This window comes from Chryseobacterium sp. ZHDP1 (assembly GCF_018603435.1).
Lineage (GTDB): Bacteria > Bacteroidota > Bacteroidia > Flavobacteriales > Weeksellaceae > Chryseobacterium > Chryseobacterium indicum.
Genome location: NZ_CP075682.1, coordinates 201,617 through 221,541 on the forward strand (window position 1 = coordinate 201,617; position 19,925 = coordinate 221,541).

At 38.9% G+C, this 19,925-nt stretch carries 12 protein-coding genes; 11 read left to right on the forward strand and 1 reads right to left on the reverse strand.

Annotated elements, in window-relative coordinates:
* The first annotated feature begins 72 nt into the window (after positions 1 to 72).
* From KKI44_RS00860 to KKI44_RS00910, 11 genes are all read left to right on the forward strand, one after another.
* Positions 73 to 2,595: a glycosyl hydrolase 115 family protein gene (locus KKI44_RS00860; protein WP_214589418.1), complete on the forward strand. Its 2,523-nt coding sequence runs from the start codon at positions 73 to 75 to the stop codon at positions 2,593 to 2,595.
* Between the two features lie 261 nt (positions 2,596 to 2,856).
* A complete protein-coding gene (locus tag KKI44_RS00865; protein WP_214589419.1) occupies positions 2,857 to 5,586 on the forward strand; it encodes a T9SS type A sorting domain-containing protein in 2,730 nt (909 codons plus the stop codon).
* A gap of 212 nt (positions 5,587 to 5,798) precedes the next feature.
* Positions 5,799 to 8,426, forward strand: coding sequence for a glycoside hydrolase family 3 C-terminal domain-containing protein (locus tag KKI44_RS00870; RefSeq protein ID WP_214589420.1), 2,628 nt, complete (start codon positions 5,799 to 5,801; stop codon positions 8,424 to 8,426).
* Positions 8,427 to 8,510: 84 nt separating this feature from the next.
* Positions 8,511 to 10,493, forward strand: coding sequence for an alpha-L-arabinofuranosidase C-terminal domain-containing protein (locus KKI44_RS00875; protein WP_214589421.1), 1,983 nt, complete (start codon positions 8,511 to 8,513; stop codon positions 10,491 to 10,493).
* Between the two features lie 218 nt (positions 10,494 to 10,711).
* Complete coding sequence (locus KKI44_RS00880) at positions 10,712 to 12,409, forward strand: ribulokinase (RefSeq protein ID WP_214589422.1); 1,698 nt, start codon at positions 10,712 to 10,714, stop codon at positions 12,407 to 12,409.
* 330 nt (positions 12,410 to 12,739) lie between these two features.
* On the forward strand, positions 12,740 to 13,438 hold the full coding sequence (locus tag KKI44_RS00885; RefSeq protein ID WP_214589423.1) for an L-ribulose-5-phosphate 4-epimerase: 699 nt from the start codon (positions 12,740 to 12,742) through the stop codon (positions 13,436 to 13,438).
* Between the two features lie 169 nt (positions 13,439 to 13,607).
* A complete protein-coding gene (araA, locus tag KKI44_RS00890; RefSeq protein WP_214589424.1) occupies positions 13,608 to 15,104 on the forward strand; it encodes an L-arabinose isomerase in 1,497 nt (498 codons plus the stop codon).
* 20 nt (positions 15,105 to 15,124) lie between these two features.
* On the forward strand, positions 15,125 to 16,285 hold the full coding sequence (locus KKI44_RS00895) for an aldose epimerase family protein (RefSeq protein WP_214589425.1): 1,161 nt from the start codon (positions 15,125 to 15,127) through the stop codon (positions 16,283 to 16,285).
* Positions 16,286 to 16,288: 3 nt separating this feature from the next.
* Positions 16,289 to 18,016 (forward strand): sodium:solute symporter family transporter, encoded by a 1,728-nt coding sequence (locus KKI44_RS00900; protein WP_214589426.1) that lies wholly within the window; start codon positions 16,289 to 16,291, stop codon positions 18,014 to 18,016.
* A 230-nt stretch (positions 18,017 to 18,246) separates the two neighbouring features.
* A complete protein-coding gene (locus KKI44_RS00905; RefSeq protein ID WP_250902124.1) occupies positions 18,247 to 18,681 on the forward strand; it encodes a Crp/Fnr family transcriptional regulator in 435 nt (144 codons plus the stop codon).
* A gap of 58 nt (positions 18,682 to 18,739) precedes the next feature.
* Positions 18,740 to 19,093, forward strand: a complete 354-nt coding sequence (locus KKI44_RS00910) for a DUF4260 domain-containing protein (RefSeq protein WP_214589427.1) — start codon at positions 18,740 to 18,742, stop codon at positions 19,091 to 19,093.
* A 5-nt stretch (positions 19,094 to 19,098) separates the two neighbouring features.
* On the opposite strand, the gene KKI44_RS00915 is transcribed toward KKI44_RS00910, so the two are convergent.
* Positions 19,099 to 19,785: an NUDIX hydrolase gene (locus tag KKI44_RS00915; RefSeq protein WP_214589428.1), complete on the reverse strand. Its 687-nt coding sequence runs from the start codon at positions 19,783 to 19,785 to the stop codon at positions 19,099 to 19,101.
* Between the last annotated feature and the right edge of the window lie 140 nt (positions 19,786 to 19,925).

The following is a 19,925-nucleotide window of genomic DNA, read 5'->3' on the forward strand; positions in this document are numbered from 1 at the left end:
ATAAATCCGAACCCTGAAAGGGTTCAATTTGATAAGCCATTCAAATTTTATTTAAATAGAAAATAAAAGATTATGAATCAGATAAAAATGTTTTTTCTCGTCATGGTATTCGGATGCTGTTTACAACTCAATGCAACAGAACCGTTCATCAGCAAAGAAAAAAATTCGGAAACAATTGTATTAAAAGAAAGATCAGTCCCTCTTTCGATTCTTTTCACCTCCGGAATGGATAATGGAATTTTAAGAGCAGTTAAAAATCTGCAGTCCGATTTTCTTAAGGTAACGGGAAGTGAACCCAATATATTGAATCAGGTTTCGGAAATGAATTCTCCTTTAATCATCATCGGAACAGTAGGAACAAAATCGGTAGTTGATGATCTCATTAAACAGAAAAAAATCGACGGAAAATCTTTAACCGGAAAAAATGAAAAATACATCATTCAGAATGTAAGCCATCCATTTCCCGGCCTTTCTGAAGCAATCGTCATTGCCGGAAGCGACAAAAGAGGAACCATTTACGGCATTTATGAAATGTCTCAGCAAATCGGGGTTTCGCCATGGTATTACTGGGCAGATGTTCCGGTTGAGAAAAAGGAAAACTTATATTTTAAAAAAGGAATGTATACAGACGGAGAACCTGCAGTAGAATACCGAGGAATTTTTCTGAATGACGAAGAACCTTCGTTGGGAGGATGGGCGAGAACAACTTTTGGAGGAATCAATTCTAAATTTTACGAGAAAGTTTTTGAGCTGATTTTAAGGCTGAAAGGCAATTACATCTGGCCAGCCATGTGGGGAAAAGCTTTCTATGACGATGATCCTTTGAACGGACCTTTAGCCGATGAAATGGGAATTATTATGGGAACTTCACACCACGAACCGATGGCTCAGGCTCAGACCGATTGGCATCGGTACATTAAGAAGAATAATTTACCGAATGTCTGGGATTATTCCAAAAATGAAAAAGTTTTGCAGGAATTCTGGAAATTGGGGCTTGAAAGAAGCAAAAACTGGGAAAAATTAGTCACAGTGGGAATGCGCGGCGACGGTGATGAAGCGATGGGAGAGGGAACGAACATCTCCCTTCTGGAAAAAGTAGTGAAAGACCAGCGAAGAATCATTGCTGAGGTGACCGGTAAAAAAGCAGAAAAAACACCTCAGGTTTGGGCTTTGTACAAAGAAGTTCAGGAGTATTACGACAAAGGAATGCGAGTTCCGGATGATGTAATTTTATTATTCTGTGATGATAACTGGGGAAATGTGAGAAAACTTCCGGATCTTTCAAAACCTTTGCACAAAGGCGGTTACGGAATGTACTACCACTTCGATTATGTGGGCGGACCGAGAAATTCAAAATGGATCAATATCAATCCAATTCAGAGGATTTGGGAACAGATGAATCTTTCCTACGAACATAAAGTGGATAAAGTTTGGGTGGTAAATGTCGGAGATTTGAAGCCAATGGAATTTCCTATCAGTTTTTTCCTTGAAATGGCATGGAATCCGAAGCAGTTCAATTCAAAAAATCTTTTAAAATATACCGAAAAATGGGCAGCACAGCAGTTTGGTGAAAAACACGCCGGAGAAATTGCGGGAATGATTAATCTGTATGCAAAATACAACCGTCGCGTTACACCGGAAACACTGGACAGCAAAACATACAGTCTGGAAAACTACCATGAATTCGAAACTGTTTTAAATGATTACAGAGCATTGGCTGTTGATGCATTGCGCCTGAAAGAGCAGATCCCTGCAGAATATCATGATGCCTATTATCAGTTAGTTCTTTATCCTATCGATGCATGCAGCAATTTGTATGAAATGTATTATGCCGTTGCAAAAAACAAGGAATTGGCTGCCAGATACGATTTAAAAGCAAATTATTTTGCGGACAAGGTAAAAGAATGCTTTGAGAGAAATGCATATCTGGATCATAAATACAACAATGAAATTGCCGGCGGGAAATGGAAACACATGATGGATCAGATGAGAATAGGATACAAAACCTGGGCAGACGGAAAAGAAAATATAATGCCTGAAGTAACCTATGTATATGATGATAACGCTTCCAAAGAAAAAATATTTCAGGAGAAAAACAGCTATATTTCGATAGAAGCGGAAAATTTTGCGAGAACCAGCCATTCAGACCGAATTCATTGGGAAGTGATTCCGGATTTTGGTAAAACTAAATCCGGCGTGACTACCTTTCCACAGAATGCCTATCCAAAAGCGGATGAAAATATTTATCTGGAATATGATATGAATTTTGAATCCAAAGGCGAATTCGAAGTCCAGTTGTTATTGGCGCCGACTTTGAATTTTAATCACAACAAAGGACTGCGTTATGAAATTTCTTTTGATAATCAAACGCCGCAGATAGTTAATTTCAATGGTCATTACAGAGGCGAATTGGGAAGATGGCAATCCGAACATATCATAAAGTCCGCAACGAAACACCAGATTTCCCAACCCGGAAAATATACGCTGCGATTCCGTGTTTTGGAGCCTGGGATCGTTCTGGAAAAAATACTGATCAATACGGGAGGTTTACAGCCTTCTTATCTGGGTGCACCCGAAAGTGAAATTCTTCACTGAAAATCAGCAAATAGTAACAACAATCAATGCTTTGCTTATGAAACATTAATCCAATTTGTCATTCTCTTTTTTTAAATATTGTTTTCAGCAAATACAGGACAAGGAAAACAGCAGAGGCTTTGTAACAAAACTTTATTTAAACCCGCTGCCTGATACAGTTCAGGGAATTTTCTTGATGGTTTTTCAATAATAAACCGTCTTGAAGGGGATTGTATATTCCATACTTTACTGAAAAATGATCAAAATTAAAACTAAAACATTATGAAAAAACGTTTAAACTTTTTAGCAATTCAATCTATTTTTCTGCTTGTTAGCTGTTTTTTTTACGGACAGCTTACCACCGTTAAAATCGATAAAAATACCTCGTACCAGAAAATAAAAGGATTCGGAGGATTTGTCTGCAGTCCGCAATTCGCTTATAATCATATGACGACTTCCGAAATTCAGACGCTTTGGGGAACAGGAAGTGAAGGAGGCTATAATATCATGAGGCTGTATATTCCGGAAGACAGCAGCAACTGGAGTGCTGTATTACCAACGGCACAATTAGCAAAATCAATGGGGCTTACTATTTTCGCAAGTCCGTGGACAATGCCCGCAGCCTGGAAAACCAATAACCATGTGAATGCTGTTTATACAGATGCCAACGGAGTCCAGCAGATCGGATATTTGAAACCTGAAAATTATCAGGATTATGCATTGTATCTCAACAGTTTCGTTACCTATTTACAAACAAATGGAGTGGATCTGGATTATATCTCCATTCAGAATGAACCGGACGAAATGGCTCAATATCAGGGATGTATCTGGACTCCGACTCAGATAGCGACTTTTGTAAAAGATTACGGACATCTTATCAACTGCAAAGTGATTGCACCGGAAAGTGTAGGTTTTACCGATAACTTTGCCAATGCCATGCTGAATACTGCTACTATGGCTAATTTCGAAGTTTATGGAGGACACCAGTACGGATTAATGCAGTCGGCTTACAAACAGTTCCAGAATTATAATAAAGAAATCTGGCAGACAGAGTATCTGATTAATTGGAACTCCGGCAGCCAGACTCCGCGTGATTTTAGCTGGAATCTTGATGCTTTTAACTTTGCTTCAAGCATCAATAATTCCATGCTCGGTAATATCAATGCGTGGATTCATTATGCTTCAAAAAGATATTACGGGTTAATGGGCGACGGAACTTACGGAACACCAACAGGAGTAATGTCTAAAAGAGGCTATATTCTGTCCCATTATGCAAAATATGTAACGGGAAAAACAAGAATTGATGCCAAATGGGACGATAAAACCGGAACTTTACAAGGATCTTCCTATATTTCCGCAGATGGTAACCAGATTGTTTTAATGGTGATTAATTCTTCTGCCAATACTTATAATCTGAAGGTTGATCTGCCATTCTATACCACATCGGGAACAAAAGTACTCACAAATGCTTCTTCCAATATGGTGACCACGCCGATTTCATTCAGTACACCCACTTTCCGTCCCGGAGCGGATATCGCTCCATCCAGCGTCATGACTTTCGTATTCAATAAAAGTGGCGACAGACCGGTTTCTCTGATGACAGGCGGAAATGTTCATTACAATAAAATTGAAACACAAACAACCACCAATTCCGCTTTCGGAACTGCTTTTAACATCAGTAATACAACGGTAACATTTTCCAATCCAAGTCCTTTGATCAGTAATAATATGACTGCTTCAAACGGTTATCTTCAGTTGAATGACAGATTTAACAAACTAATTTTACACGTTAACAGCTACACCACAGCCGGACAAAGCTATTCAGATAATACGGCTCTGTATTATATCAACAGTCAGGGTATTGCAAAATCTTTCAACTACGGAAGGATCAATTTTCCGGCAGGAGGAAATTTTGATATTACCCTTGATATTTCGAGACAGGTGCTTACCGACGGATGCAAAGGAATTTTAGGACTTAGAAATTCTAACTACAGTTCCGTTCTTACCTTAAATTTAGGAGATGTTTATTTTAATGTAGGCAACGAAATTGCTTCAAAATTTGGCGGAACCTATTCAGACAGTGACAGTAACCTTATGGATGCACTCGAAAATGGCTACTTTACCTCGCTGGATTTCAGGACGACTGCGGGAATTACCCCTTCAAATAACTGGCAGCCTGTAAGTGTAAATTCAAACAACATATTTTATGTGAATTCCGGTGTAAATTCAACGTCAAACAATGTTATTTCCGGAATGGCATGTTCCAATCTTGTCCTTTCAGATTTGGACAAAGATTTTCAGGTTCCGTTTAATTTCAGCACGACATCAGCTTCTTACAGCAGAACTTTTAACGGGTATGAGACTTTATTGTTACCTTTTGAAGCCAATATTCCTTCAGGAGTATCGGTATATCTTATGTCACCGGGCGCAACAGCAGTTTCGGGAACCCAGATTTCTGGTGGAACAATTCCTGCTAATACTCCGGTACTTGTGAATGCGACAGGAAACTATACTTTTACAGGTACAGGGAACGTTTCTACGCCGAAAGCCATTACGGTAAATCAGATGAACGGAGTCTATCACACCATAAAAGTTCCGGCTAACAGTTATGTTCTGAAAACAGAAAGCGGAGTAACAGGCTTTTATAAAGTTGTTGCAGGAAACGAACCGATGATTAATCCTTTCAGAGCATACCTCACGGAAGAAAATGTATATTCCGCAAATATGATCCCTCTCAATTTTTCTGTATTGGCTGCACAGGAAAACAGTCTGCAGAAAGATGCTATAAAGCTTTATCCTAATCCTGCAAAAACGGAAATTTTTGTTGAATTAAAAACTCAGGATGCAACGGCTAAAATTTATGATGCAAGAGGAGGCTTGGTGAAATCGGGATTGAAAATGACAGCAGGGAAAAACCGTATCGGAATCAGCGACCTTTCTGCAGGAACCTACTTTATTGAAATTTCATCACCAAACAAAAAAATATCATCACAGAAATTTATTAAACAATAATCTGTATATCAGTTAATTCATCAAAGCCATCATCAGTCTGATATTTTGATGGCTTTGTTTTATTCAATAAAAATCATTACTCGAAAATAATAAGTGTTATTTATACATTTATATAATATAGAATCTTATATTTGTTTTTGTTACAGAATTAGCTGAATGTACCCTGTAATAATTAAAGATTTTTAACCATAAAATATTTTGTTGTAATAAAAATGAAAAAAATTCTGTTAAATATATCAATCTTTATTTGTGCAGTATCCTCCGCACAGAATTTTAAATATCCTTTCCAGAATCCCGGTCTTCCCGTAGAACAGAGGATCGAAAACCTTCTCGGATTATTAACAGTTGATGAAAAAATCGGAATGATGATGGATAATTCAAAAGCCGTTCCCAGATTGGATATTCCCGGTTACGGATGGTGGAATGAGGCGCTTCACGGTGTTGCAAGAGCAGGAACTGCAACGGTTTTTCCTCAGGCAATCGGAATGGCTGCAGCGTGGGATGTTCCGGAACATTTTAAAACTTTTGAAATGATTTCAGACGAAGCAAGGGCAAAATACAACAGATCTTTTGATGAGTCTCAAAAAACCGGACGTTATGAAGGTTTGACGTTCTGGACCCCGAATATTAATATTTTCCGCGATCCGAGATGGGGAAGAGGTCAGGAAACCTATGGTGAAGATCCTTATTTAACTTCTGTTTTGGGCGTTGCGGCTGTGAAAGGTTTGCAGGGAAATGATCCGAAATATTTTAAAACGCATGCCTGCGCAAAACACTTCGCCGTTCACAGCGGTCCCGAATGGAACAGGCACTCTTACAACGCAGAAGTTTTTAAAAGAGATTTGTATGAAACTTATCTTCCGGCTTTCAAAGCTTTGGTTTTAGAAGGAAATGTAAGGGAAGTGATGTGTGCTTACAATGCGTTTGATGGACAGCCTTGCTGTGCGAACAATACTTTATTGACAGAAATTCTCCGCGGAAAATGGAACTACGACGGAATGGTCGTTTCCGATTGTTGGGCTTTGGCAGATTTTTACCAGAAACAATACCACGGAACACATCCCGATGAGAAAAGTACCGCTGCAGATGCGCTGAAACACTCCACAGATTTAGAATGTGGTGATACCTACAATAATTTAAACAAATCTTTAGCAAGTGGTTTAATCACAGAAAAAGATCTGGATGTTTCTATGCGCAGAATTCTGAAAGGCTGGTTTGAATTGGGAATGCTTGATCCAAAATCTTCGGTTCACTGGAACTCCATTCCATATTCCGTTGTGGATTCTGAAGAGCATAAAAAACAGGCTTTAAAAATGGCTCAGAAATCAATTGTATTGATGAAAAATGAGAAGAATGTTTTGCCCTTGAATAAAAACATCAAAAAAATCGCAGTCATTGGTCCCAATGCAGATGACGAACTGATGCAGTTGGGAAATTACAACGGAACACCTTCATCCATTGTAACAATTTTAGATGGAATTAAAACCAAATTTCCTAATGCTGAAATTATTTATGAAAAAGGAACCGAAGTTGCCGATCCATCTTCCAGAACTTCGCTTTACCAAAACTTTTTAAGCCAGAAAAATGGCGAAAAAGGAATGAAAGTAGCGTTTTTCAACAACAATGAATTCAAAGGAACTCCGGCTAATATTTCAGTCAATAAAAGCGGAATCAATTATAACAGTTTCGGCGGAACCCAGCTTGCTCCCAATGTGGGAAGGGAAAATACATCGGCGATTATTTCCGGCATTTTCAAAAGTTCTTACACCGGCGATGTCATTCTTTCACCTTCAACATCCGATGTTTATACACTTTTTGTTGACGGAAAAGAAATCGCCACAAGAAAAGGTCCTGATGCAAGACATCCTTCAGAATTTCCTGTGAAAATGGAAAAAGGAAAAGAATATAACATTGAATTAAGACACACTCAAAAAGGAAAATATGTAAGCATCACTTTCGATGTATACAGAAAAGATCCGGTCAATTTTGCTGCCGTTAGAGAAAAGGTGAAAGAAGCTGAGGTCATTATTTTTGCAGGCGGACTTTCGCCAAGTCTGGAAGGTGAAGAAATGATGGTGAATGCAGAAGGCTTCAAAGGTGGTGATAAAACGTCCATTGATTTACCGAAAGTTCAGCGTGATTTATTAGCTGAATTGCACAAGACGGGCAAACCTGTTGTTTTTGTCCTTTGTACGGGGAGCTCACTCGGCTTGGAGCAGGATGAAAAAAATTATGATGCTTTAATGAACGCATGGTATGGCGGACAATCGGGAGGAACGGCGGTTGCGGATGTTCTTGCGGGAGATTACAATCCGTCCGGAAGATTGCCGGTTACATTCTACAAAAATCTGGAACAGCTCGATAATAATCTTTCTAAAACAGCTAAACATCAAGGTTTTGAAAACTACGATATGCAGGGAAGAACCTACCGTTATATGACCGAAAAACCCTTGTATGCTTTTGGACATGGGTTGAGTTATTCAAAATTTAATTATGGTGATGCTATATTGAGTAAGAATACGATTACTGCAACTGAAAATCTGATGATTACCATTCCTGTTAAAAATACTTCAAAACGTGACGGTGAAGAGGTTGTTGAGGTATATGTAAAAAGAAATAACGATGTTTTAGCTCCTGTAAAGACTTTGAGAGCGTTCGAAAGAGTGTTCATCAAAGCAGGTGAAACCAAAAATGTTCAGCTTATGATTTCTAATGATTCTTTCAAATTTTATGATGAAAAAGCAGATGATTTAGCTCCAAAAGCTGGAGATTACACCATTTTCTATGGCGGAACTTCTGAGGAATCCGGGTTAAAAAGTATTCAAATGAAAGTTAATTAATCAGCTATAAGAACCGCGAAACCTTATAGGTTTTTAAAATCTATAAGGTTTATCAGTAAAAAATTCAATTTTTCAAGTCAAAAAATGAAAGCGAAAATCAAAATATTCACAGCGGCTATTTCACTAAGTACAGCGTTTTTTTCAGCACAGAACGGAAATATCAAAAAGCACTTCCTCGATTTAGACGGAACGTCCACCAACATCAAAATCCAGCCCACGATGTACGGAATTTTCTTCGAAGACATTAACTTTGCAGCAGACGGCGGATTGTACGCAGAACTCATCAAAAACCGCAGTTTCGAATTTGATGAACCTTTAACCGGCTGGAAACAACCCAATACAAAAACATTGTCTCCCAATTTAGATTCCGGCTTTCTGACGATTATAACTGATAAGTCTAAAACCAATAAAAACTACGCAAGAATAACGGTTTTGAATGATAAAAACTATTCACTGGAAAACGAAGGTTTCCGGGGAATCGGACTTCATCAGGGTGAAAAATATGATTTTAGTTTCAATCTGGAAAATGTGTCAGGAAATATTTCTGCCGTCAATACAAAAATTATTGATGAAAACGGAATGGTGATTTCTTCTGCCTCTTCGATAATCAAAGGAGGAGGATGGCAAAAATACAGCACCGTTTTTATACCTTCTAAAACCATTGAAAAGGCTAAGCTTCAAATCACTTTCACAGGAAAAGGGGTGGTGAATATGGATATGATTTCACTTTTTCCGCAAGAAACATGGAAAGGAAGAAAAGGCGGTTTACGAAAGGATTTAGTTCAGAAATTATATGATTTACAACCCGGTTTTTTACGGTTTCCCGGCGGATGTATTGTTGAAGGAAGAACCTTGGCAGAAAGGTACCAGTGGAAAAAGACGATTGGCAGGGTAGAAGACAGGGAAAACCTTATCAATAAATGGAATAATGGATTTCCGCACCGTCTTACTCCGGATTACTGGCAGTCTTTCGGTCTTGGCTTTTTTGAATATTTCCAGCTGGCGGAAGATTTGGGTGCAGAACCGCTTCCGATTCTGAGTTGCGGAATGGCATGCCAGTTCAACACAGCCGAACTCGTAAAAGTGGAAGATTTAGATCCTTATGTTCAGGATGCCTTGGATTTAATTGAATTCGCCAACGGAGATTCCTCTACAAAATGGGGAAAAATCAGAACTGAAGTGGGACATCCGAAACCTTTTAACATGAAATTCATCGGCGTTGGAAACGAACAGTGGGGAGCAGATTATATCGAGCGTTACAAAGTTTTTGAAAAAGCAATTCACACCAAATATCCTGATATTAAAATTATTTCGGGAAGCGGCCCTTCTCCCGATGGCGAATTTTTCGATTACGGCTGGAAAGAACTTAAAAAACTGAATGCGCAGGTTGTGGATGAACATTATTATAATTCTCCGGAATGGTTTATGAAAAACGCTGGAAGATATGATAAATACGGTCGTTCAGGACCTAAAGTTTTTGCGGGGGAATACGCCGCACAATCGGTGGGTGTTGTAAAGCCCGACAATAAAAACAACTGGCTGACCGCACTTTCGGAAGCCGCTTTTATGACAGGGCTGGAACGCAATGCAGATGTTGTAACCATGACTTCTTACGCACCGCTTTTCGCCCATGCAGACGGTTGGCAATGGACACCGGATTTGATTTGGTTTAATAATTTAAAATCTTATGCAACTCCCAATTATTATGTTCAGAAATTATTTTCGAACAACAAAGGAACAGATTTAATTAAGATCACTGAAAACGGAAAGTCGTTAAAAGGCGAAAACAATCTTTATGCATCCGCCGTACATGACATTGAAAAAAATGAAACAATCATTAAAATTGTTAATACGGATGATGAAAAAATGTCAGTTGAAATCAATCCCAAAAACATTAAACATGCCAGTAAACTCACCAAAATCTTACTGACTTCATCAGGACTTTCCGATGAAAATAACTTCCAATCGGAGATCATCACACCCAAAGAAGAAACGCAGACCATTAAAAAGGGAAAAATTTCTGCGGAAATTCCGGCAAATTCTGTCGTTATTTTAAAGCTTAAATAGCTCTAAAGCCTCATTAATAAAAGAAAACTTAAAATTAAGTGTAAATATTACATTTATTTAAAATAGAATCTTATATTTGTTTTATCTCTTCAACAGAAAACCGGAGAATTCTTTAAGGTAAATGAAATCCTAACGGAAAATCTTTGCATAATGTAATCCATTACAACTGTTATTTTAAAAAGGAGCCAAAACAATAATCAAATAAATCACTTTCGTTAATGAAAAAGTATGTTATCGGTTTAGATTATGGAACAGATTCCGTTCGTGCCGTTTTGATTGATACGGAAAATGGTGCCGAACTGGCAACCTCCGTAAGCTATTACCAAAGATGGAAAAAAGGACAGTTCTGCAGACCGGAAGAAAATCAGTTCCGTCAGCATCCGCTGGATCACATCGAAGGAATGGAAAAAACCGTTTCCGATGTCGTGAAAGAAAGTGGAGTTGCGCCCGAAAATATCGTTAGTATTTGTATTGATACTACGGGTTCTTCACCCCTTCCTGTAAATAAAGATGGAATTGCTTTATCCCTTTTACCCGAATTTTCAGAAAATCCGAATGCAATGATGGTGCTTTGGAAAGACCATACTTCCATCCGGGAAGCAGAAGAAATCAATGATCTGGCAAAAAACTGGGGTGGTGAAGATTATACAAAATTTGAAGGCGGAATTTATTCCTCAGAATGGTTTTGGGCAAAAATCCTCCACATCAGCAGAGAAGATGAAGCCGTAAAAAATGCAGCATACAGCTGGATGGAACATTGTGATTACCTCACATTTTTACTTTCTGACCATAAGGATCTGGCGACATTCAAAAGAAGCCGCTGTGCGGCCGGACACAAAGCAATGTGGCACGAGTCGTGGAACGGACTTCCTTCCAAAGAATTTCTTAATCAATTGGATTCATCTTTAGCAGAACTTCGCGACAGATTATATGATAAAACCTATACTTCCGATGAAGTTGCCGGAAATCTGAACGAAGAATGGGCGGCAAAATTGGGATTAACGACTAAAACTGTAATTGCTGTCGGCACTTTCGACGCGCATTCCGGTGCAATCGGTGCAAAAGTTGAGGAGAACACATTAATCAGGATTATGGGAACATCCACCTGCGATATTATGGTGGCTCCAAACGAAATTATCGGCGATAGAACGGTTAAAGGAATCTGCGGACAGGTCGATGGTTCCGTCATTCCGGGACTAATGGGGCTGGAAGCGGGACAATCTGCATTCGGAGATGTTTTGGCGTGGTATAAAAATCTTCTTACAGAACCCACAATCAATATTCTGATGAACTCCGATGCAATTGACGATGACCAAAAACAGTTGCTGAAAGAAGAAATAGAAAACAGTATGATCCGACATCTCACTCTCGAAGCGGAAAAAATTCCACTGTCGGAAACCGTTCCAATAGCATTGGATTGGATTAACGGACGAAGAACGCCCGATGCCAATCAGGAACTGAAAATGGCAATCAGTAGTCTTTCGTTGGGAACAAAAGCACCACATATTTTCAAAGCACTGGTTAATGCGATCTGTTTCGGAGCAAGAAAAATCGTTGACCGCTTTGAAGATGAAGGCATTAAAATCCATAAAGTCATAGGAATTGGCGGCGTTGCCAGAAAATCACCATTCATCATGCAGACCTTGGCAAATGTCCTGAATATGCCCATCGTTGTGGCAGCATCAGATCAGGCTCCGGCTTTAGGGGCAGCCATTTATGCCGCTGTTGCCGCAGGAATTTATCCTAACGTTCAGGAAGCAAGCCAAAAAATGGGCTCTGATTTCGAAGCTGAATACTTCCCACAGAAAGAACATGTAGAACAATACGAAGAATTGATGCAGCACTATCAGATTTTAGCAGATTTCACCGAAAATAATATCAAATCTAAGAAAAAGTTGACGGTTGACAGTTTATAGTGATTAATTAGGTTAAAACAGCTCCGTTAGGAGCGTCCTGTTAATAGCAAATAATGTAAATATTATCATCACAAAAAGAGCCTCGTAGAGGCGATCTGTTAAATATTTACATTAATTAAAGAACGATCCACAATCAACCAAAAACCATCAACTAAAATAATTATGGCAGCTTTATCCGCCCTCCGTTCCCGCTTTTTTGTTCCGCTTCGCTGCACAAAAAGAGCTCCACTCAGGTCGGGCTGCGATTGATTCGTATGATAAAACCCGAGGGGTTAAATATCGATAGCCGTAGGTGAAACCTATGCATTTGAAAAAAATATATAAATAAAAATGAGCATCTATAAAGAATTAAAACGAGAATGTTACGAAGCCAATATGCAGCTCGATGCCTTAAAACTGGTTGTCTACACATTCGGAAACGTAAGCGCCGTTGACCGCGAAAAAGGAATTTTTGCAATCAAACCAAGCGGCGTTCCTTACGAACTTTTAAAACCTAAAGATATGGTGATTTTAGATTATGATGCCAATGTCGTTGAAGGAAATTTAAGACCATCTTCTGATACCAAAACCCACGCTTATCTCTACAAAAACTGGGAAAACATTGGTGGAATCTCGCATACGCACGCCATCTATTCTGTAGCTTGGGCACAGGCTCAGTTGGACATCCCGATTTTCGGGACAACGCACGCAGACCATCTTACAACGGATGTTCCTTGTGCGCCACCAATGCATGACGATTTAATAGAAGGCAACTACGAATACAATACCGGAATCCAGATTCTGGATTGTTTTAGAGAAAAAAAACTGTCTTATGAAGAAGTAGAAATGGTGCTCATCGGAAATCATGGACCGTTTACCTGGGGTAAAAATGCTGAAAAGGCTGTTTACAACAGCAAAATTTTGGAAACCATCGCCGAAATGGCTTATCTCACCAGACAAATCAATCCGAATGCAGCCTGTTTAAAAGATTCACTCATCAAAAAACATTACGAACGTAAACATGGTAAAAATGCTTACTACGGGCAATAACTGGAGGTTTGTGTAATATCTGCCATAAACCTTATAGGTTTTTAAAACCTATAAGGTTTGATGAAAAACATCAAAATCCGGAGGATTCAATATTAATAGCCTTAGGTAAAACCTATGAAATAAATAAAATCAATATCAATTATAAATCATCATTTATCAATCATCAAATATGTTAACACCTCTCAATACCAAAGAAATCTGGTTCATCACCGGAAGCCAGCATCTATACGGCTCTGAAACATTAGCACAGGTAGCGGAACATTCGGCGAAGATTGTGGAAGCCTTCAATGCTTCGTCACAAATTCCTGTGAAAGTGGTTTTAAAGCCAACCGTAAAAACCACGGAAGAAATTTTCGAGACATTAACTGCTGCCAATTTTTCAAAAAACTGCATCGGAATCGTAACGTGGATGCATACATTTTCCCCTGCAAAAATGTGGATTCGTGGTCTTACTGCCTTGCAAAAGCCGATGCTGCATCTTCATACGCAATTCAATCAGGATATTCCGTGGTCTACGATGGATATGGATTTTATGAATCTTAATCAGGCAGCACATGGCGACAGGGAATTTGGATTCATGGTAAGCCGTCTCCGCAAAAACAGGAAAGTGGTGGTTGGACATTGGGCAGAGGAAAGAGTTCAGAAACAAATCGGAGAATGGAGTAGAGTTGCTGCTGGCTGGGACGATTGGCAGGGCGCAAAATTTGCCCGTTTTGGAGACAATATGAGATATGTTGCCGTGACAGACGGTGATAAAGTGGAAGCGGAAACCAAGTTTGGATTTTCCGTAAACACTTGGGGAATCGGAGATTTGGTAAGCGTTGTCAATTCAATTGGCGAAGGCGAAATCAAATCGTTGATGGAAGAATATGAATCTTCATATAAAATGGCAGAATCCCTTCTCTCAGGAGGAGCGAACAGAAAATCCCTCGAAGCTGCTGCCAGAATTGAGCTAGGTTTGGAAAAATTCCTGAAAGACGGAAATTTCAAAGGATTCTCGGATACTTTCGAAGATCTTCACGGATTGGAACAGCTTCCGGGAATTGCCGTTCAGAGATTAATGGAAAAAGGTTACGGATTCGCCGGAGAAGGCGACTGGAAAACTGCCGCTTTGGTTCGTGCGATGAAAACAATGGGGCAGGGTTTAGAAGGCGGAAATGCTTTTATGGAAGATTATACCTACCATTTAAATCCTTCCAGTCCATCGGTTCTGGGTTCTCATATGCTGGAAGTGGATCCTGTTTTGGCGGTTGACAAACCTTCTTGTGAAATTCATCCGCTTGGAATTGGCGGAAAAGCAGATCCGGTTCGTCTGGTTTTCAATTCAAGAGGAAATATTGATTCTTTAAATGCAGCATTAATGGATTTCGGAAATCATTTCAGATTGTTAATCAACAAAACAAAAGCTTTGGAAATTACCGAAGAACTTCCGAAGCTTCCTGTAGCGAGAGTACTCTGGAAACCACTTCCTGATTTGTACACAGCCGCGGAAGCGTGGATTTTGGCGGGTGGAGCCCATCATACCTGCTACAGCGAAAACATTAGTGCAGAACAATTGGAGGATTTTGCAGAAATCGCCGGAATCGAATCGTTAGTGATTGATGAAAATACAAAAATCCGTGATTTTAAGAATACACTTCGCTGGAATGAAATATATTATCGCTAAACTTGCAAAAATTATAAAAAATGAGAAAAATAAGTATCAACCTGATAATTCTTTTTGCCGTTTTATGTATTTTCGGGTGCAATAAAAAAGAAAATCAATCAAAAAATCAAAAGCAGGCAATGGAAAATATACAGATTTCAGAGTATGGAGTGACGTCAAAAGGTGATTCTGTTAAAAAATATACTTTGACTAATAAAAACGGGATGAAAGTGGAAGTCATCAACTTTGGCGGAATCATCACTTCACTTACCGCTCCCGATAAAAACGGAAAATATGAAGATGTGGTCTTGGGTTTTACAAAACCGGAAGATTATTTTAATGGAAATCCTTATTATTTTGGAGCGTTAATTGGTCGTTACGGAAACAGAATTGCCAATGCCAAATTCACTTTGGAAGGCAAATCCTATGACATTGATAAAAATGACGGACCCAACAGTCTTCATGGCGGAAAAGAAGGGTTTCATACTAAAATCTGGAATATTGAACCTGTAAAAGATGCCAAATTCCCAACGTTGAAACTGACTTATACCAGCGCAGATGGGGAAGAAGGATATCCGGGAAAACTGACGACTACGGTATTTTATACTTTAACGGATGATAACGCTCTGGAAATTTCTTACGAAGCGAAAACCGACAAACCGACTGTGGTAAATCTTACCCAGCATTCGTATTTTAACCTTTCAGGAAGTTTCTCAAAAACAATTCTTGGCCACGAAATGCAGATCAATGCAGATAAATTTTTACCGGTCAATGAAACGCTGATTCCTACAGGTGAGCAAAAACCTGTAAAAGGAAGTGCATTCGATTTCACAGCTTCAAAAGCAATTGGAAAAGACATCAGTGCTGATGACGATCAACTGAAAAAAGGAAAAGGCTACGATCATAACTGGATTCTGAACGGAAACGGACTGAGAAGTATTGCGAAAGTGTACCATCCCGAATCGGGCAGAGTAATGGAAGTTTTAACTGACGAACCGGGAGTACAGTTTTATTCCGGAAACTTTCTTGATGGAAAATTCGATACCAAAACTGGCGGGAAAAATGAATTCAGAACGGGATTCTGTTTAGAAACTCAACATTTTCCGGATTCACCGAACCAATCTTCTTTCCCTTCTACAGAACTGAAGCCGGGACAGAAATACCAGTCGAAAACAATTTATAAATTCTCAGTTAAAAAATAAAATATGGGAAATTTAGCTACTCTTGATATCATCATATTTCTTATCTATTTTGTGGTAGTTGCAGGCTACGGAATCTGGATTTATAATAGAAAGAAATCTGCAGCGACAGGCAGTAAAGATTATTTTCTGGCAGAAGGTTCACTGACTTGGTGGGCAATCGGCGCGAGTTTAATTGCTTCCAATATTTCTGCCGAACAATTTATCGGGATGTCCGGTGAAGGATTTTTTGTGGGAATTGCTGTAGCTGCTTATGAATGGATTGCGGCAATTGCATTGATTATTATTGCAGTATGGTTCATTCCGATTTATCTTAAAAACAAGATTTACACGATGCCACAATTTCTGGAAACCCGTTACAACAAATCGGTTTCCCTGATTATGGCTGTGTTCTGGCTCTTTTTATATGTTATTGTTAATTTAACTTCCATCCTTTATTTAGGTGCTTTGGCAATAGATACATTGCTGGGAGGCGATAACCTTCATATTATTATGATCGGATTGCTTTTAATGGCATTATTAATTGGTCTTGGCGGAATGAAGGTAATCGGTTACACAGATGTAATTCAGGTGGCGGTTTTAATTATCGGAGGTTTTGCCACGGTTTACATGGCGCTTCAGATTGTTGATCAGAGAATCAACGGGGCGGCAGTCGGGAATGCTTTAACAGGTTTTCAGACTTTGATGAACGAAGCTCCGCAACACTTTAAACTGATGCTGGAAAAGCCGGTGAAGACCACCACAACTTTGGCAATGCCTGAAAATCTTGATGTTCAGAAATATGTTGTTTTACCGGGATTGGCGATGTATTTCGCAGGACAATGGATTGTAAACCTGAATTATTGGGGCTGTAATCAATACATCACCCAAAGAGCGTTGGGAGCTGATCTGAAAACGGCAAGAACCGGAATTTTATTCGCAGGATTCTTAAAATTATTTATGCCGATTATCGTAATGCTTCCGGGAATTGCAGCGTACGTTTTGTATTCAAAAGGGCATTTAACTGGCTTTAGTGGCGTAAAAGATGGTGCTTATTCTGCAATCTTAGGATTTCTGCCGGTTGGTCTGAAAGGTCTTGCTGTAGCGGCTTTAACGGCGGCAATCGTTGCTTCTTTGGCAGGAAAAGTGAACAGTATTTCAACGATCTTTACATTAGACATTTACAAGAAATATTTAAAAGCTGATGCAACGGAAATCCAGATGGTGAGAACCGGAAGATGGGCGATTATCATCGCGATGTTTGTGGCTTTGGCATTTACATGGACCGATGTTTTAGGAATCGGCGGTGAAGGAGGATTTACCTTCATTCAGAAATATACAGGATTTATAAGTCCGGGAGTTTTTGCCATGTTTCTTTTGGGAATGTTCTGGAAAAGAACCACCGGAACAGCAGCTTTGGTCGGTGTAATTTTAGGATTCGTTCTGGCAATTTTCTTCAACAGTTTTGCAGTCGATATTTTTGGAAAAGAAACCTGGTTATATACCGCTTTTACGTATGAAAAACTGGAAAACGGAGTTGTGCACACCATTACAGAAATCCCATTTTTAATTAATATGGGATGGTCTTTCGTGATCACCATTGCAACCATGGTTCTCATCAGTCTTGCAGGACCGAAAGTGAATCCGAAAGCATTCGCAATCGATGCAACAATGTTCCGCGTAGACAACAGAACATTGGTTTTAATCGTTATAACGTTATTACTGCTTACTGCACTTTATGTGAAATTCTGGTAAAATGTAATTATGATAAAATAAAGGCAGGATTCCGTTTTGGAGTCCTGTTTTTGTTTAATTTTAATTCAGCATATAAAAAAACAATGGAAGATTTAAATGAATTAATACAAACATATTTCGGACCGCTGAATGCTCACGAACACTCTGTTATTTAGTCTTATTTCAGAAAAGAACAATTAGCGAAAAATGAAATATTTACAGGTTCAGGCGAAATTTGTAACAGATTAAGCATGGTGAAATCCGGTATTTTGCGTGTTTTCGCTTTATCAGAAGACGGAAAAGAGATTACACAGTGGCTTTCCGTAAAAGGTTTTTTCGTTACCGATGTGATGGGATTTTTCTTTAATCAACACAACCGATGGACGATACAAGCCTTTACCGAAGCTGAATTACTCACCATTTCTAAAACAGATTATTTAAAACTGTGCAGGGAATTCCCCAAATGGGCTGAAATTGAGAAAAGATTTATGATTAAATGTTTTGGAATGATGGAAGACCGGATATTTTCTTATCTATCCATGACCGCGGAAGAAAGGTACAACCGGTATTTTGAGCAGAACAGAGAATTATTTCATCAGGTTCCGCTGCAATATATTGCTTCGGTTTTGGGAATGACGCCCGAAACATTCAGCAGAATCAGGAAACGGCAGGCAGAAAATTCTTGATTTTTATCAAGAGAATCTATTTTCTGTTGTCAGACATTTGTAAGATAAATCTCAGACAATGAAAAATCTCTTGCAGCTCGAAGAATTAGGACAATTTGGTTTAGCCGTTTTCCTGTTTACACAGTTAGAATTTCAGTGGTGGCTTTTTCCGATTTGCCTTTTGCTTCCGGATGTTTCCATGGTCGGCTACTTAATCAATCCAAAAACCGGAGCCCGGATCTACAATTTTTTTCATCATAAAATGCTTGCAATCCTTGTTTTGATTCTAGGATTTTGGCTTAAAATTTCTATCGTAGAATTTGCCGGAATTATTTTATTTGCCCATTCTGCAATGGACAGAATTTTCGGATACGGATTGAAATTTGAAGACGATTTCAAACATACCCATCTGGGTTCAATAGGAAAGAAATAAACCGTTTAAATCTTAAACATAAACCCTTCCGCAAGCTTTTTCTGATATTTTTCTTCATCAAAACGATACAGAAAAGACCCTTTTTTAGAAGAAGTCATATCTTTACCCTCCGTTTTCACAAGAATATCCAGCGCATTAATTTTGCTGATGAAGTTCCGCTTGTCGAACTGTTCATTTAAAATCGCTTCGTATAGATTCTGCAGATCTTTCATCGTAAATTTTTCTGGCAGAAGCTCGAAACCGATAGGTCTTGTGGAAGCTCTTCTGCGCAGTCTCAGAACGGCATCCTTTACCATTTCGTTATGGTCAAAAATCAGACTTGGAAAATCCTGAAGATCAAACCATTTTGCGCTGTATTTTTCATTGATCTGGATATTCTTTTCAATATTAATCAGCGCATAATATGAAATTGAAATAATTCTTGCTGTAGGTTCACGGTCAATGCGTGTATAAGAATTCAGCTGTTCCAGATAGATATTTTCCAGTCCTGTGAGAGTATTCAGAACACGTTGCGCTGCTTCATCGGATGTTTCTTCGTCTCCTATAAATCCACCCATTAACGACCATTCTCCCATTTTAGGCTCAAAATTCCTTTGTACCAGAAGAATTTTAAGATTTTCGCCGTCGAACCCGAAAATAATGCAGTCTACAGCTACCAGATGTCGCGGAAAATGAGAATAGTCTTGTGTCATCGATTATATTTTTATGCAAAGTTAATGCTTTTAGCCTTTGATTTTACTGTCGGATCAATATAAATGTATTTTACACACTTTATTTTACTTTTTATTTTGAATTTCTCAGGATTCCATCATCTTCCTTGTCATTTTGGGAG